The sequence below is a fragment of the Streptomyces longhuiensis genome (assembly GCF_020616555.1).
In the GTDB taxonomy this organism is placed as follows: domain Bacteria; phylum Actinomycetota; class Actinomycetes; order Streptomycetales; family Streptomycetaceae; genus Streptomyces; species Streptomyces longhuiensis.
Genome location: NZ_CP085173.1, coordinates 2211045 through 2224710, shown reverse-complemented (window position 1 = coordinate 2224710; position 13666 = coordinate 2211045). Strand labels below are relative to the sequence as shown.

Here is a 13666-nt window from a genome sequence, read left to right as displayed (position 1 = left end):
GTCGCGTACCGCGCTCACCGGGGGCGGCTGTGGCAGCATCGGCGGCATGCTGCCGCGGCAACTCACCCGCCTCCCCACTCTCGTGCTGGGGGCGCTGCTCGTCGCCCTCGCCCTGCTGGTCACCGGGTGCTCCGCCCAGGACACGCGACAGGACACACCGGCCGTCCCGGGCCGCTCCACACCCGCCTGGGCGCGGGGCATGTCCACGGTCCCCGAGTCCGGGCTCCCCGCCGAGGCCCGTACGACCCTGACCGTCATCGACAAGGGCGGGCCGTTCCCGTACACCAAGGACGGTTCCGTCTTCGGGAACTTCGAGCGGGAGCTGCCCCGGCAGAGCCGCGGCTACTACCACGAGTACACCGTCCCCACGCCCGGCGAGCGGGACCGTGGCGCCCGGCGCATCGTCATGGGGCGGAGTCACGAGACGTACTACACCGATGACCATTACGAGTCGTTCAAGGCGGTGCTGAGATGACCGGAGGTCCCGACAGGATCCGCGTCCTCGACCTCGAAGGCGTCAAGGACAAGGCCGGGTTCATGGACCGGTGCGTGCGCGACCTGGAGCTGCCGGACTGGTTCGGCCGCAACTGGGACGCGCTGTTCGACGTCCTGACCGATGTCTCCTTCTGGCCCGACGGCAGCGAGCAGGCGCTGCTCCTGTCCGTCGTGGGCTGGCGGCCCTACGCCAGTGCCAGGCCCGAGGACTGGGAGACCGCGCTCGACGTGTTCACCGACGCGGTCGACCGCAGGCGTGGCCGGAATCCGAGGCTCGTGATCGCACTGACCCTTGGAGGATCCGACCACACCCCCTCCCAGCCGCCTGTGTAATCGTCCGTGGGCATGTGGTAGCGACGGCATGGGACACTGAAGTACGTGCTTTTCCCCCACGGGCTGACCTGCCCGGGGGCCACCTCTGATCGACTGGGATGAGCAGCACGTGCGTTTCCTCAACGACATCCAGCCTGCGTACGACCTGACCTACGACGACGTCTTCATGGTGCCGAGCCGCAGCGCCGTGGGTTCCCGTCAGGCGGTCGACCTGGCGTCCCCCGACGGCACCGGCACCACGATTCCGCTGGTCGTCGCCAACATGACCGCGATCGCCGGGCGCCGCATGGCCGAGACCGTCGCCCGCCGCGGGGGCCTCGTCGTCATCCCGCAGGACATCCCGATCGAGGTGGTCACCGAGGTCATCTCCTGGGTGAAGACCCGCCACCTGGTCCTCGACACCCCCATCGTCCTCGTCCCGCACCAGACCGTCGCCGACGCGCTCGCCCTGCTGAACAAGCGCGCACACAACGCCGGTGTCGTGGTGGACGAGGAGCAGCGGCCCGTCGGCGTCGTCACGGACGCGGACCTGACCGGCGTCGACCGGTTCACGCAGCTGTCCGAGGTCATGTCCAAGGACCTGCTCCTGCTCGACGCGGACATCGACCCGCGCGACGCCTTCAACAAGCTGGACCACGCCAACCGCCGCTACGCCCCCGCCGTGGGCGCCGACGGCCGCCTCGCGGGCATCCTGACCCGCACGGGCGCCCTGCGCGCGACGCTCTACACCCCGGCCACCGACGCGAACGGCAAGCTCCGCATCGCGGCCGCCGTCGGCATCAACGGCGACGTCGCCGGCAAGGCCAAGCAGCTCCTCGACGCCGGTGCCGACACCATCGTGGTCGACACCGCGCACGGCCACCAGGAGTCGATGATCTCCGCGATCAAGGCCGTCCGGGGCCTCGACCCGCAGGTGCCCATCGTCGCGGGCAACATCGTCGCCGCCGAGGGCGTCAAGGACCTCATCGAGGCCGGCGCCGACATCATCAAGGTCGGCGTGGGCCCCGGCGCCATGTGCACCACGCGCATGATGACCGGCGTCGGCCGGCCGCAGTTCTCCGCCGTCCTGGAGTGCGCCGCCGAGGCGAAGAAGTACGGCAAGCACGTCTGGGCCGACGGCGGTGTCCGGCACCCCCGTGACGTCGCCATGGCGCTCGCCGCCGGCGCGTCGAACGTCATGATCGGCTCCTGGTTCGCGGGCACGTACGAGTCCCCGGGCGACCTTCAGCACGATGCCCAGGGGCGTGCGTACAAGGAGTCGTTCGGCATGGCGTCGGCGCGTGCCGTGAAGAACCGCACGAGTGACGAGTCCGCCTACGACCGCGCCCGCAAGGCGCTGTTCGAGGAGGGCATCTCCACCTCGCGCATGTTCCTCGACCCGCAGCGTCCGGGCGTCGAGGACCTGATCGACTCGGTCATCGCGGGCGTGCGCTCCTCCTGCACCTACGCGGGGGCCAGCTCCCTCGCGGAGTTCGAGGAGAAGGCCGTCGTGGGGATCCAGTCCGCCGCCGGTTACGCGGAGGGCAAGCCGCTGCACGCCAGCTGGAGCTAGTCGCTCGGCAGGATCCGGCCGCTCGCTGCCTGCGGGTGGTGCGCGGCCGGTCCCGCAGTTCCCCGCGTCCCTTCGGGACGCGGGGTTTCGCTTTTTCCGGAAGTTTCCCGAGAGCCGGAACGCAACGGACGAAACGGACCGCGCAACGTTCGTCCGCACTCGTGCGCACCACGCAACGTTCATGCACGTATACGCAAGGTTGCTGCATTACAGGTGGGAAGAGAAAACCTTTAGAGTCAGGCGCTGTACGTGGCGTGGCGGGGATGGCCTGCTCGGCGGTCCCCGGTCTGGTGTGGGCTGTCGCTGCTTGCCGTTCCCGGCGCGCGCCCACCTGACCGGCAGCGATGAAGGAGCCAGCCCGTGCTCGACCACGGCGCACCACCGCGCACCCGAACGACCGAGACCCTCACCCCGGGCCTCGGTGCCAGGCTGATGCGGCGCAAGCCGGTGGAAGTCCTGGTCGCGGAGGGTGGCCAGGGCGAAGGTGGCAGTCTGCGCCGCTCGCTCGGCATGTGGCAGCTGACCATGATCAGCATCGGCGCCACGCTCGGTACCGGCATCTTCGTGGTGCTCGGCGAGGCCGTCCCGAAGGCGGGCCCCGCGGTCACCCTGTCGTTCGTGATCGCCGGACTCACGGCCCTCTTCTCGGCGCTCTCGTACGCCGAACTGGCCGGGACCATACCGGTCGCGGGCTCCTCCTACTCGTATGCGTACGCAACGATGGGTGAGCTGATCGCCTGGATCTGCGGCTGGTGCCTGGTCCTCGAGTACGGCGTCTCGGTCGCGGCGGTCGCCGTGGGCTGGGGCGAGTACCTGAACGAGCTCCTGGACGGCACGATCGGCGTCACGATCCCCGACGCCCTGTCCGCGCCCCCCGGCGACGGCGGCATTTTCAACCTGCCGGCGCTGATCGTCGTCCTCCTCGCGATGGCGTTCCTGCTCGGCGGCGCCCGTGAGTCCGCCCGCGCCAACACGATCATGGTCGTCGTCAAGATCGTGGCGCTGCTGCTGTTCTGCGCCATCGGCATCAAGGGCTTCCAGTCCGGCAACTACGAGCACTTCATGCCGCTCGGCATGGCCGGAGTCAGCGCGGCCGGCGCGACGCTCTTCTTCTCGTACATCGGTTTCGACGCCGCCTCCACGGCCGGCGAGGAGGCCAAGAACGCGCAGCGCGACCTGCCGCGCGCCATCATGCTCTCCCTCGTCATCGTCACCGCGCTGTACGTGCTCGTCGCGGCCGTCGCCGTGGGCGCCAAGCCGTGGAAGCAGTTCAACGACTCCGAGGCCGCGCTCGCCGGGATCATGAAGGACGTCACCGGGCAGTCGTTCTGGGCGACGCTGCTCGCCGCCGGCGCCGTCATCGCCATCGCGTCCGTCGTCCTGACCGTGCTCTACGGCCAGACCCGCATCCTGTTCGCGATGTCCCGCGACGGCCTCGTGCCCAAGGTGTTCTCGAAGGTCCACCCCAAGACGGGGGCGCCGCGCGCCAACACCGTGATCGTCTCGCTGTTCTGCGGCATCCTCGCCGCCGCGATCCCGCTCGGCCAGCTCGCCGACGCGACCAGCATCGGCACACTCTTCGCGTTCGCCCTGGTCAACATCGCGGTCGTGGTCCTGCGCCGCACGCGTCCCGACATGCCGCGCACCTTCCGGGTGCCGCTCTCGCCGATCCTGCCGGCGCTCGGCTTCGGGTTCTGCGTGTGGATGATGGGCAGCCTGTCCACCGTCACCTGGGTGGTCTTCGGCGTGTGGATGGCCGTCGGCCTCGTGTTCTACTTCCTTTACGGGGCCCGTCGCTCCCGACTCGCCTCCGCGCCTGCCCAAGAGAAGTGAACCACCTGCCTTGCTGAACGATCTCGACGAACGCATCGTGCACGCCCTCGCCGAGGATGCCCGCCGCTCCTACGCCGACATCGGCCAGCTCGTGGGCCTGTCCGCGCCCGCCGTCAAACGGCGCGTGGACCGGCTGCGGGCCACCGGAGCCATCACGGGCTTCACGGTCAGGGTCGACCCGGCCGCGCTCGGCTGGGAGACCGAGGGGTTCATCGAGATGTACTGCCGCCGCAACACCTCGCCCGAGGCCATCAAGCGCGGCCTGGAGCGCTACCCCGAGGTCGCGTCCGCCTCCACCGTCACCGGTGACGCGGACGCGATCGTCCAGGTCTTCGCCTCGGACATGCGGCACTTCGAGCGGGTCCTGGAACGGATCGCGGGGGAGCCGTTCGTGGAGCGGACCAAGTCGGTGCTCGTCCTGTCGCCGCTGATGCGGCGCTACACATCGGGCTCGCCCGCGTAACGCCTCACCGCGTGGTGCGCCGGGCCCGCCACGGCAGCTCCGTGAAGTCGCCCGTGCCCTCTTTGTGACCGTCCAGAAGGTGTCGTCCAGAAGGTGCCGCCGAGCCCAGGCTCCGCGGCACCTTCGTCTATTCCGTGTCGGGGCTCGGCCAGGTGCGGCCCAGGGTCCGCACCCGGCACGTCGGACCACGGTCGGCTTCCCCCTCCGCGTACGGCGGAGGCCACCCCGTACGGACTGCGACCGACAGCTCACCCGGACGCGCAACAAATCGTCGCCGACGGCCCATGAGGCGCAACGGATCGTACGAGAAGACGCAACAGTCCCGTCTTGTCCCGCCGGTGCGCGGAAACGTACCGTCTTATCCGATCCCCCTCCCCCTTCTTCGCACGCTCCTTAGGACGCCCATGCCGCCGCTGCGCACCGCCCTGCTCCAGAGCTCCGGCCGCCCCGGGTCCGTCGCCGAGAACCTCAAGGTGCTCGATGACGCCGCGGGCCGCGCCGCCGCGACCGGAGCCCGGCTCCTGGCAGCCCCCGAGATGTTCCTGACCGGGTACGCGATCGGCGACGACGTGGCCCGCCTCGCCGAGCCCGCCGAGGGACCCTCCGCGCAGGCCATCGTCGAGATCGCGGCCCGGCACGGCGTCGCCGTGGCCTACGGCTACCCGGAGCGCGACGGGGAGCTGGTGTTCAACTCGGCCCAGCTGATCGCCCCCGACGGCACCCGCCTCGCGAACTACCGCAAGACCCACCTCTTCGGCTGCTTCGAGCGCGACTCGTTCACGCCCGGCGACCAGGCCGTCGTCCAGGCCGAGCTCGACGGTGTCCGCATCGGCCTCATGATCTGTTACGACGTCGAGTTCCCGGAGAACGTGCGCGCGCACGCCCTCGCCGGCACCGACCTGCTGCTCGTACCGACGGCCCAGATGCACCCGTACCAGTTCGTCGCCGAGTCCGTCGTGCCCGTGCGGGCCTTCGAGAACCAGATGTACGTCGCGTACGTCAACCGGGTCGGCCAGGAAGGGGAGTTCGAGTTCGTCGGGCTATCCACGCTCGCCGGGCCCGACGGCGTCGCCAGGGCGCGCGCCGGCCGCGGTGACGAGCTGATCTGTGCCGATGTGGACCCCGCCTTCCTGGCCGCGTCCCGCGACGCCAACCCGTACCTCAGCGACCGCCGCCCCGGTCTGTACACGCCGCTGATCTGAGCCCCGCGCCGCCGCCCCGAACCTTCAGTACCTCAGTTCCCGCAAGGAGTCCGTACCCCATGACGTCCACGGTGCCCAACGCCGTCCAGCACACCGACGCGCAGCCCCCCATCACGATGTTCGGGCCGGACTTCCCGTACGCGTACGACGACTTCCTCGCGCACCCGGCGGGCCTCGGCCAGATACCGGCGACCGAGCACGGCACCGAGGTCGCGGTCATCGGCGGTGGCCTCTCCGGCATCGTCGCCGCGTACGAGCTGATGAAGATGGGCCTCAAGCCCGTCGTGTACGAGGCGGACGAGATCGGCGGCCGGCTGCGCACGGTCGGCTTCGAGGGCACCCCCGCCGAGGCCGCCGGGCTGACCGCGGAGATGGGCGCGATGCGCTTCCCGCCGTCGTCGACCGCGCTCCAGCACTACATCGACCTGGTCGGCCTGGAGACGCGGCCCTTCCCCAACCCGCTCGCCCCCGAGACCCCGTCGACCGTCGTCGACCTCAAGGGCGAGTCCCACTACGCCACCACCGTCGACGACCTGCCGCAGGTCTACCGCGACGTCATGAACGCGTGGAACGCCTGCCTCGAAGAGGGCGCCGACTTCTCCGACATGAACCGCGCGATGCGTGAGCGCGACGTGCCGCGCATCCGCGAGATCTGGTCGAAGCTCGTCGACAAGCTCGACAACCAGACGTTCTACGGGTTCCTCTGCGACTCCGAGTCCTTCAAGTCCTTCCGGCACCGTGAGATCTTCGGCCAGGTCGGCTTCGGCACCGGCGGCTGGGACACCGACTTCCCGAACTCCATCCTGGAGATCCTGCGCGTCGTCTACACCGAGGCCGACGACCACCACCGCGGCATCGTCGGCGGCTCCCAGCAGCTGCCGCTGCGCCTGTGGGAGCGCGAGCCGGAGAAGATCGTCCACTGGGCGTACGGCACCTCGCTCGCCGAGCTGCACGACAGCCGGAAGCCGCGTCCGGCCGTGACCCGGCTGCACCGCACAGCGGGCAACCACATCACGGTCACCGACGCGTCGGGTGACATCCGCACCTACCAGGCGGCGATCTTCACCGCGCAGTCCTGGATGCTGCTGTCCAAGGTCGCGTGCGACGACTCGCTCTTCCCGATCGACCACTGGACGGCGATCGAGCGCACGCACTACATGGAGAGCTCGAAGCTCTTCGTCCCCGTGGACCGGCCGTTCTGGCTGGACAAGGCCGTCGACGACAGGGGAAACCCGACCGGCCGGGACACCATGTCCATGACGCTCACCGACCGCATGACGCGCGGCACCTACCTGCTCGACGACGGCCCGGACAAGCCGGCCACCATCTGCCTGTCGTACACCTGGTGCGACGACAGCCTGAAGTGGCTGCCCCTGTCGGCGAACGAGCGCATGGAGGTCATGCTCAAGTCGCTCGGTGAGATCTATCCGAACGTCGACATCCGCAAGCACATCATCGGCAACCCGGTGACCGTGTCCTGGGAGAACGAGCCCTACTTCATGGGCGCGTTCAAGGCGAACCTGCCGGGTCACTACCGCTACCAGCGCCGCCTGTTCACGCACTTCATGCAGGACCGCCTCCCCGAGGACAAGCGGGGCATCTTCCTCGCGGGCGACGACATCTCCTGGACGGCCGGCTGGGCCGAGGGCGCCGTGCAGACCGCGCTCAACGCGGTCTGGGGCGTCATGCACCAGCTGGGCGGCGCGACGGACGGCACCAACCCCGGCCCCGGCGACGTGTACGACGAGATCGCTCCGGTCGAGCTGCCCGAGGACTGATCGGTGTGCGGGCCCCGGCGGACGCCGGGGCCCGCACCGCGTCAGACCCCGGCCTCGCGCGCGGCCGTGAACACCTCGGCCGCGACATCCGTCAGCTCGTCCGCGTCGCGCGCGAGACCCTGGAGGTCGATCAGGATCTCCTCGAGGCCCACCGCGTCGTGCGCGACCAGATCCTCGACGATCTGCGCGACGCTGCCCTGGAACGGGCGGCGGTCGTCGCCCTTGTACTCGTCGCGCGTGTAGATCGTGTTCACCCGCAGCACGCTCTGGATCGGCTCCTTGCGGCCGCGCTCCTCGGCCAGTTCCTGCAGATTCCGCCACTGCTCGGCGAGCTGCTCCGCGCCCGCGGCCCCCGGCATCCAGCCGTCCGCGCGGTCCACGAGCCGGCGCGCGGCCTTCGGGCTGTTCGCCGGCAGCAGCACCGGGATCGGCCCGGCGGGCTTCGGCCCCACCACGGACGGCGCGATGGTCGTCAGCTCGCCCTCGTAACGCACGGGGTCGGGGCCCCACACGGCCTCGAACACGTCGAGCAGCTCGTCCAGGACCTGGCCGCGCTTCTCGAACGGGGCCACGGCGGCGGCCGCGTACTCGTCGTGGGACCATCCGGTGCCGATGCCCGCGACGACGCGGCCACCGCTGGCCGCGTCCAACGTGGCCAGGGCGCGCGCCAGTTGGAACGGTACGTGCAGCGGTGCGACAAGGACGCTCGTGCCGAGCCGGGCCCGCTCCGTGACGGCGGCGGCCAGCGTGAGGGAGACCAGCGGGTCGGCGACGGAGCGGTACTGGTCCGGCCAGGGGAGGCCGGGGACCCCGTACAGGCCCTGGCGGGCGGGCTCGGGGAACAGGATCCGCTCGAAGACCCACAGGCTCTCGTAACCGATCTCCTCGGCGGCGCGGGCCACCGCCGGGATGTCGCGCCCGATGTCGTACTGCTTCATCTGGGGGAGGCTGAGGCCGAGTCGGGTCGCCATGCCGGTGCTCCTTCGCGTTCGCATCAGGGATCGCTCGCGTTACTCCTTGTCAACGTACAGCGATCACGGGGCAGTTCCGCGGCGAAGGCGGGCGCGTGGCCGGATCAGTCCGGCAGGGGTGTGAGCATCATGCGGCCGACCAGCCCGACAGAGGTGTCGAGGCGCCGGACGAACTCCTCGGTGACGTCCGGGAATTCACGCAGCACCCACAGGGCGCGGGCCGCCGCCCAGGCGCCGTCCCTGGCGCGCTCCAGGGTCCAGGAGCCGAGCAGATGGGTCAGCGGGTCGGCGATCTGGAGCAGATCGGGGCCCGGCATCAGATCTTCGCGGATGCGCTCCTCCAGCGAGACGAGGAGATCGCCCACGCGGTCGAACTCATCCTCCACGTCGGCCGGTTCGCAGCCGAGCGTACGGCAGGTGTCCACGACGGCGAGCGCCAGATCGTGGCCGATGTGCGCATTGATGCCCGAGAGGGCGAACTGCAGCGGGCGTACGCCCGGATGGCGGCGGTACTGGAGCAGCGGACGCCAGCAGGCGGGCGGGCGGTGGTCGGTGGAGGGGGTCTCGACGGCCGCCAGGTAGCGCCCGGCGAACCGGACGTCCAGCGTGGTCGCGGCTTCGGCGTCGGCGAACCGGCCGCCGTCGATGTGCCGGTCGACCTCTTCCGTGACGGACAGATAGACCCGGTTGAAGACGGCCACACCGTCGTGGGCGGGCCAGGAGGCGGCCAGCTCACGCATCCGGGCCACCACGGAGTCGACCCCGCGCGCGGCGGGCGTGCACTTCGCGAACCGTTCCAACTGCGCCATGGGGGCAGGTTCTCAAGCCTAGGCTGGCGCGCGTGCCGCCTGGCCGGGGGCTTCCCCAGAACGGGGGAACGGGCCGGGCACCGTGCGTGGGGCAAAGGGAGAACAGCGTGTCAGGCTTACGTGCGCAGCGGCTGGCCGAGCGGCGCGCCGAGCGCAGGGTCGCCGCCCGCCGGGGTGCCATGGCGGCGGCCGCGTCACTGGTCGCGGCGGTCGGCACGGTCGCCGGGATGGTGTCGGCGCTCGACGGGTCCGAGGGCGGCGATGTGGCGCGGCCCCGGGTGACGCGGTCGCCCGACCTGCTTCCGCTGCCCGCGGTACCGACCGCGACATCCGCCTCGGCCTCACCCGGCGCGTCGCCCTCCCCGTCGAACGCGAAGACGGCGAAGAAGAAGCCGGAACCTACTCCGAGGGCGTCGGCCGGGCGGTCCGTGACGCCCGCCTCCACGCGCCTGTACCGGCACACCGACTCCCAGGTGCTCGACTGGGTCAGGGCCCACCGCTCGGACCCGCGGCGCCCCCTCATCGAGTCCCGGATCGCCGACCGGCCCGCCGCGGTCTGGTTCGCCGACTTCACACCCGACACCATCACGTCCCGGGTGCGGGCGGTGACGTCCACGGCGGCGCGCGAGGGCCGGGTGCCGGTGCTCGTGCCGTACGCGATCCCCCAGCGTGACTGCGGGGGCGCGTCGGAGGGCGGGGCGCCGGACATCGCCGCGTACGAAAGCTGGGCGCAGAAGTTCGCGGCGGGACTCGGATCCGGCGAGGTCGTCGTGGTCCTCGAACCCGACGCGCTCTCCCAGACCGAGTGCCTCTCCGGCGGGCAGCTCGCCGGCCGGTACGCGGCGCTGGCCCGCGCGGGCCGCGCCTTCAAGTCGGCGAACCCCAGGGCCCGGGTGTACTACGACGCCGGGCACTCCGACTGGAACCCCGCCGCTACCCAGGCGGCCCGGCTGCGAGCGGCGGGCGCCGCGTCGCCGGCCTCGTCCGACGGCGTCTTCACGAACGTCTCCAACTTCAACCGCACCTCCGCCGAAGTGGCCTACGCCCGCCGGGTCCTGGCGGCGATGGGCGGCCCACCGTCCCTGGGCGCCGTGATCGACACCAGCCGCAACGGCAACGGCGCCCCGGCGGACGGCGCGTGGTGCGACCCCGCGGGCCGCAAACTGGGGCAGGCGCCGACCCTGCGCACCGGGGAGCGCGGGATCGACGCCTACTTGTGGGTGAAGCTGCCGGGGGAGTCGGACGGCTGCAAGGGCGAGCCGGGGTCGTTCGCCCCCGACTACGCCTACGACCTGGCGGACTGACCGCCGTCGTCCGAGGGCGGGTCGTCGTACGTCGAGGTCCCCGAGTCGAGGAGCGGCTCCTGCGTCTTGAGGTGCGCGGGGGCCATGGCGCGCAGCGCGTGGTAGCCGGTGATGACGACGATGGTGCCCAGGGCGATGCCGCTCAGCGAGAAGTTGTCGGTGAACTTCAGGGACACGTTGCCGACGCCGATGATGATGCCCGCGGCGGCCGGGACGAGGTTCAGCGGGTTGCGCAGGTCGACCTTGGCGTTGATCCAGATCTGCGCGCCGAGCAGACCGATCATGCCGTAGAGGATGACGGTGATGCCGCCGAGCACGCCGCCCGGGATGGCGGCCACGATCGCGCCGAACTTGGGGCACAGGCCGAAGAGCAGGGCGAAGCCGGCGGCCGCCCAGTACGCGGCCGTCGAGTAGACGCGGGTCGCGGCCATCACGCCGATGTTCTCGGAGTACGTCGTGTTGGGCGGGCCGCCGACCGCGGTGGAGAGCATGGAGCCGACGCCGTCGGCGGAGATCGCGGTGCCGAGCTTGTCGTCGAGGTCGTCGCCGGTCATCTCGCCGACGGCCTTGACGTGTCCGGCGTTCTCGGCGATCAGCGCGATCACGACGGGCAGCGCGACGAGGATCGCCGACCACTGGAACGAGGGGGCGTGGAAGGAGGGCAGGCCGATCCAGTCGGCCTTGCCGACGCCGGACAGATCCAGGCGCCAGTGGTCGACGGCCTCGGCGCCGCCGGAGGGGGAGTGGATCCGGCCGAAGATCCGGTCGAACACCCAGGAGATGCCGTAGCCGAAGAGCAGCCCGAGGAAGATCGCGATACGGGACCAGAAACCGCGCAGGCACACCACGGCCAAACCGGTGAACAGCATCACGAGGAGCGCGGTCCACTGGTCCTGCGGCCAGTACGTCGACGCCGTCACCGGCGCGAGGTTGAAGCCGATCAGCATGACGACCGCGCCGGTGACGATCGGCGGCATCGCGGCGTGGATGATCCGCGCGCCGAACTTCTGCACCGCGAGCCCCACCAGGAACAGCGCGGCGCCGACCACGAACACCGCTCCGGTCACCGTGGCGCTGGTCCCGCCCTGCGCCCGGATCACCGCGGCGACGCCGACGAAGGAGAGCGAGCAGCCGAGATAGCTGGGCACACGGCCGCGGGTGGCGAGCAGGAAGATCACGGTCGAGACGCCGGACATCATGATCGCGAGGTTCGGGTCGAGACCCATCAGGACGGGCGCCACGAAGGATGCGCCGAACATCGCGACGACGTGCTGGGCGCCGAGCCCGAGCGTGCGCGGCCAGGAGAGCCGCTCGTCCGGGCGCACGACGGCGCCTGGAGCCGGGGTGCGCCCGTCGCCGTGAAGTTTCCAGCGCACACCGAGGTCCATATGAGTTCTGCTTTCTGTGGTGCTTCCGTGGCTCGAAATGATCGCCGCCATGTTAATGCGCCGTAAGGCCCTTTTCGCGCCACGGTCGGCGGCCCCGATCCCATCCATGAATCCTTGCCGAAGGCATTGTCACGCCCACCTCGGCGCCCTACGCTCGCACGGCTTGATCCATGAACGTCGTTCAGATACGTGATGGGAGTTGTGATGCGTGCCAGATCCCGTGTACGTCTCGGTGCCCTGCTCGCCGCGGTGGCGGCCCTCACCGCCGTCGCCGCCGTCCCCATATCGGCCCAGTCCGCGACAGCCGGCGTGAGCGCCCCGCGCACCGCCGTCCTCGACGGCGAGCGCCTGCTGCGGACCAAGCAGCGCCTCGACCACGGCGACCCGCAACTCAAGCACGCCGTAAGGGACTTGACGGCCCGCGCCGACACCTGGCTGGACCAGGGCCCCTGGACCGTCGTCGACAAACCGAAGCCCGCGCCCGGCGGCGACGTCCACGACTATCTGAGCCAGGCCCCCTACTGGTGGCCCTCACAGACGCCCACCTCCGACAACCCCTGGGGCTGCCCGTACGTCCAGCGCGACGGACAGCGCAACCCCGAGGTCGACACCGGGACCGACCGCCAGGACGTGGAGAAGGTCTTCGACTCGACGTACGACCTCGCCCTCGCCTGGTACTACACGGGCCGCAAGGAGTACGCGCGGAAGGCCGCCACGGTCCTGCGCACCTGGTTCCTCGACCCGGACACGCGCATGAACCCGAACCTGGACCACGCCCAGTTCATCCCCTGCAAGTACGACGGGCGGGCCATCGGCATCATCGACTTCTCGCAGTCGTACACGAGTGTCACCGACGCCGTCGCCCTCCTCGGCACGGGCGCCCCCGGCTGGTCGAAGGGCGACCGCACGGCGATGGGAGAGTGGAACAAGGACTTCCTCGGCTGGCTCGTGAACAGCGACTTCGGCGCTCAGGAGGGCGCCGCCGAGAACAACCACGGCACGTTCTACGACCTCCAGGTCGCTGCCCTCGCCTACGCCACCGGCGACACCGCCCTCGCCCGCCGCACCGTCCTCGACGCCCGCATCAAGCGCATCGCCCCGCAGATCGCGGGCGACGGCAGCCAGCCGCAGGAGCTCGCCAGGACCCGCAGCTGGCACTACTCGACCTTCGATCTGGTCGCCTACACCCGGCTCGCCGCGATCGGGCGGCATGTCGGCGTGGACCTGTGGTCGTACCGGGGCCCGGACGGGCAGAGCCTGTTCAAGGCCGTCGACTATCTGCTGCCCGCGGCCACCGGGGCGACGGCATGGCCGCACCCCGAGCTGGAGTTCCACCGGTTCGCGGCGAGCGACATCGTGCACGCTGCCGCCGACGCCGGGAGCGCCGCGGCGAAGCGGGCGGTCCCGCGTCTGGAGACGCCGCCCGGCGGGGACCTGTGGGCACTGCGCCCGGCGGCCGAGCAGCTCGACTCGATCGCGGGCTGAACGGGTCGCGGCACGCCCGGCCCGGCCTGCTGAGCGTTTGCTTAGTTCAAGGT

12 protein-coding genes are annotated in these 13666 nt (G+C 70.8%); 9 read left to right on the top strand and 3 right to left on the bottom strand.

Annotated elements, in window-relative coordinates; all coding sequences use genetic code 11:
• Positions 1 to 46 precede the first annotated feature (46 nt).
• The 7 genes from LGI35_RS10485 (at position 47) to LGI35_RS10455 (ending at position 7656) form a co-directional block, all read left to right on the top strand.
• Entirely contained in the window at positions 47 to 475 is a 429-nt protein-coding gene (locus tag LGI35_RS10485; RefSeq protein WP_227293622.1) for a guanyl-specific ribonuclease, read from the top strand.
• Entirely contained in the window at positions 472 to 828 is a 357-nt protein-coding gene (locus LGI35_RS10480) for a barstar family protein (protein WP_227293621.1), read from the top strand. The genes LGI35_RS10485 and LGI35_RS10480 overlap by 4 nt, the downstream gene beginning before the upstream one ends.
• Before the next feature lie 109 nt (positions 829 to 937).
• A complete protein-coding gene (locus LGI35_RS10475) occupies positions 938 to 2380 on the top strand; it encodes a GuaB1 family IMP dehydrogenase-related protein (protein WP_227293620.1) in 1443 nt (480 codons plus the stop codon).
• 360 nt (positions 2381 to 2740) lie between these two features.
• Positions 2741 to 4213 (top strand): amino acid permease, encoded by a 1473-nt coding sequence (locus LGI35_RS10470; protein WP_227293619.1) that lies wholly within the window; start codon positions 2741 to 2743, stop codon positions 4211 to 4213.
• Between the two features lie 10 nt (positions 4214 to 4223).
• The gene (locus tag LGI35_RS10465) at positions 4224 to 4676 is read left to right on the top strand and encodes an Lrp/AsnC family transcriptional regulator (RefSeq protein WP_100597439.1); all 453 of its coding nucleotides are present in this window, start codon (positions 4224 to 4226) and stop codon (positions 4674 to 4676) included.
• A gap of 404 nt (positions 4677 to 5080) precedes the next feature.
• Positions 5081 to 5878, top strand: a complete 798-nt coding sequence (locus LGI35_RS10460) for a carbon-nitrogen hydrolase family protein (RefSeq protein WP_227293618.1) — start codon at positions 5081 to 5083, stop codon at positions 5876 to 5878.
• A gap of 59 nt (positions 5879 to 5937) precedes the next feature.
• The gene (locus tag LGI35_RS10455; protein WP_227293617.1) at positions 5938 to 7656 is read left to right on the top strand and encodes a flavin monoamine oxidase family protein; all 1719 of its coding nucleotides are present in this window, start codon (positions 5938 to 5940) and stop codon (positions 7654 to 7656) included.
• Between the two features lie 41 nt (positions 7657 to 7697).
• Here the strand turns inward: LGI35_RS10455 and LGI35_RS10450 are convergent, their stop codons facing one another.
• Both LGI35_RS10450 and LGI35_RS10445 read right to left on the bottom strand, forming a co-directional pair.
• Positions 7698 to 8627 (bottom strand): LLM class F420-dependent oxidoreductase, encoded by a 930-nt coding sequence (locus tag LGI35_RS10450; RefSeq protein ID WP_227293616.1) that lies wholly within the window; start codon positions 8625 to 8627, stop codon positions 7698 to 7700.
• 104 nt (positions 8628 to 8731) lie between these two features.
• Complete coding sequence (locus LGI35_RS10445; protein ID WP_227293615.1) at positions 8732 to 9436, bottom strand: DUF5995 family protein; 705 nt, start codon at positions 9434 to 9436, stop codon at positions 8732 to 8734.
• A gap of 179 nt (positions 9437 to 9615) precedes the next feature.
• Between LGI35_RS10445 and LGI35_RS10440 the strand changes: the two genes are divergently transcribed.
• Complete coding sequence (locus LGI35_RS10440; RefSeq protein ID WP_227300264.1) at positions 9616 to 10740, top strand: glycoside hydrolase family 6 protein; 1125 nt, start codon at positions 9616 to 9618, stop codon at positions 10738 to 10740.
• Here LGI35_RS10440 and LGI35_RS10435 read toward each other — a convergent pair.
• Positions 10722 to 12128 carry a uracil-xanthine permease family protein gene (locus tag LGI35_RS10435; RefSeq protein ID WP_227293614.1) on the bottom strand — a complete coding sequence of 469 codons (1407 nt, stop codon included), beginning with the start codon at positions 12126 to 12128 and terminating at the stop codon, positions 10722 to 10724. The genes LGI35_RS10440 and LGI35_RS10435 overlap by 19 nt on opposite strands.
• A gap of 204 nt (positions 12129 to 12332) precedes the next feature.
• On the opposite strand from LGI35_RS10435, the gene LGI35_RS10430 reads away from it, so the two are divergent.
• On the top strand, positions 12333 to 13613 hold the full coding sequence (locus tag LGI35_RS10430) for an alginate lyase family protein (RefSeq protein ID WP_227293613.1): 1281 nt from the start codon (positions 12333 to 12335) through the stop codon (positions 13611 to 13613).
• Positions 13614 to 13666 lie beyond the last annotated feature (53 nt).

Bases quoted from the DNA above. Each gene is read 5' to 3' on its own strand.
- LGI35_RS10485 (WP_227293622.1), top strand. From the start codon at position 47: ATGCTGCCGCGGCAACTCACCCGCCTCCCCACTCTCGTGCTGGGGGCG.
- LGI35_RS10480 (WP_227293621.1), top strand. From the start codon at position 472: ATGACCGGAGGTCCCGACAGGATCCGCGTCCTCGACCTCGAAGGCGTC.
- LGI35_RS10460 (WP_227293618.1), top strand. From the start codon at position 5,081: ATGCCGCCGCTGCGCACCGCCCTGCTCCAGAGCTCCGGCCGCCCCGGG.
- LGI35_RS10455 (WP_227293617.1), top strand. From the start codon at position 5,938: ATGACGTCCACGGTGCCCAACGCCGTCCAGCACACCGACGCGCAGCCC.
- LGI35_RS10450 (WP_227293616.1), bottom strand. From the start codon at position 8,627: ATGGCGACCCGACTCGGCCTCAGCCTCCCCCAGATGAAGCAGTACGAC.
- LGI35_RS10445 (WP_227293615.1), bottom strand. From the start codon at position 9,436: ATGGCGCAGTTGGAACGGTTCGCGAAGTGCACGCCCGCCGCGCGCGGG.
- LGI35_RS10440 (WP_227300264.1), top strand. From the start codon at position 9,616: ATGGCGGCGGCCGCGTCACTGGTCGCGGCGGTCGGCACGGTCGCCGGG.
- LGI35_RS10435 (WP_227293614.1), bottom strand. From the start codon at position 12,128: ATGGACCTCGGTGTGCGCTGGAAACTTCACGGCGACGGGCGCACCCCG.
- LGI35_RS10430 (WP_227293613.1), top strand. From the start codon at position 12,333: ATGCGTGCCAGATCCCGTGTACGTCTCGGTGCCCTGCTCGCCGCGGTG.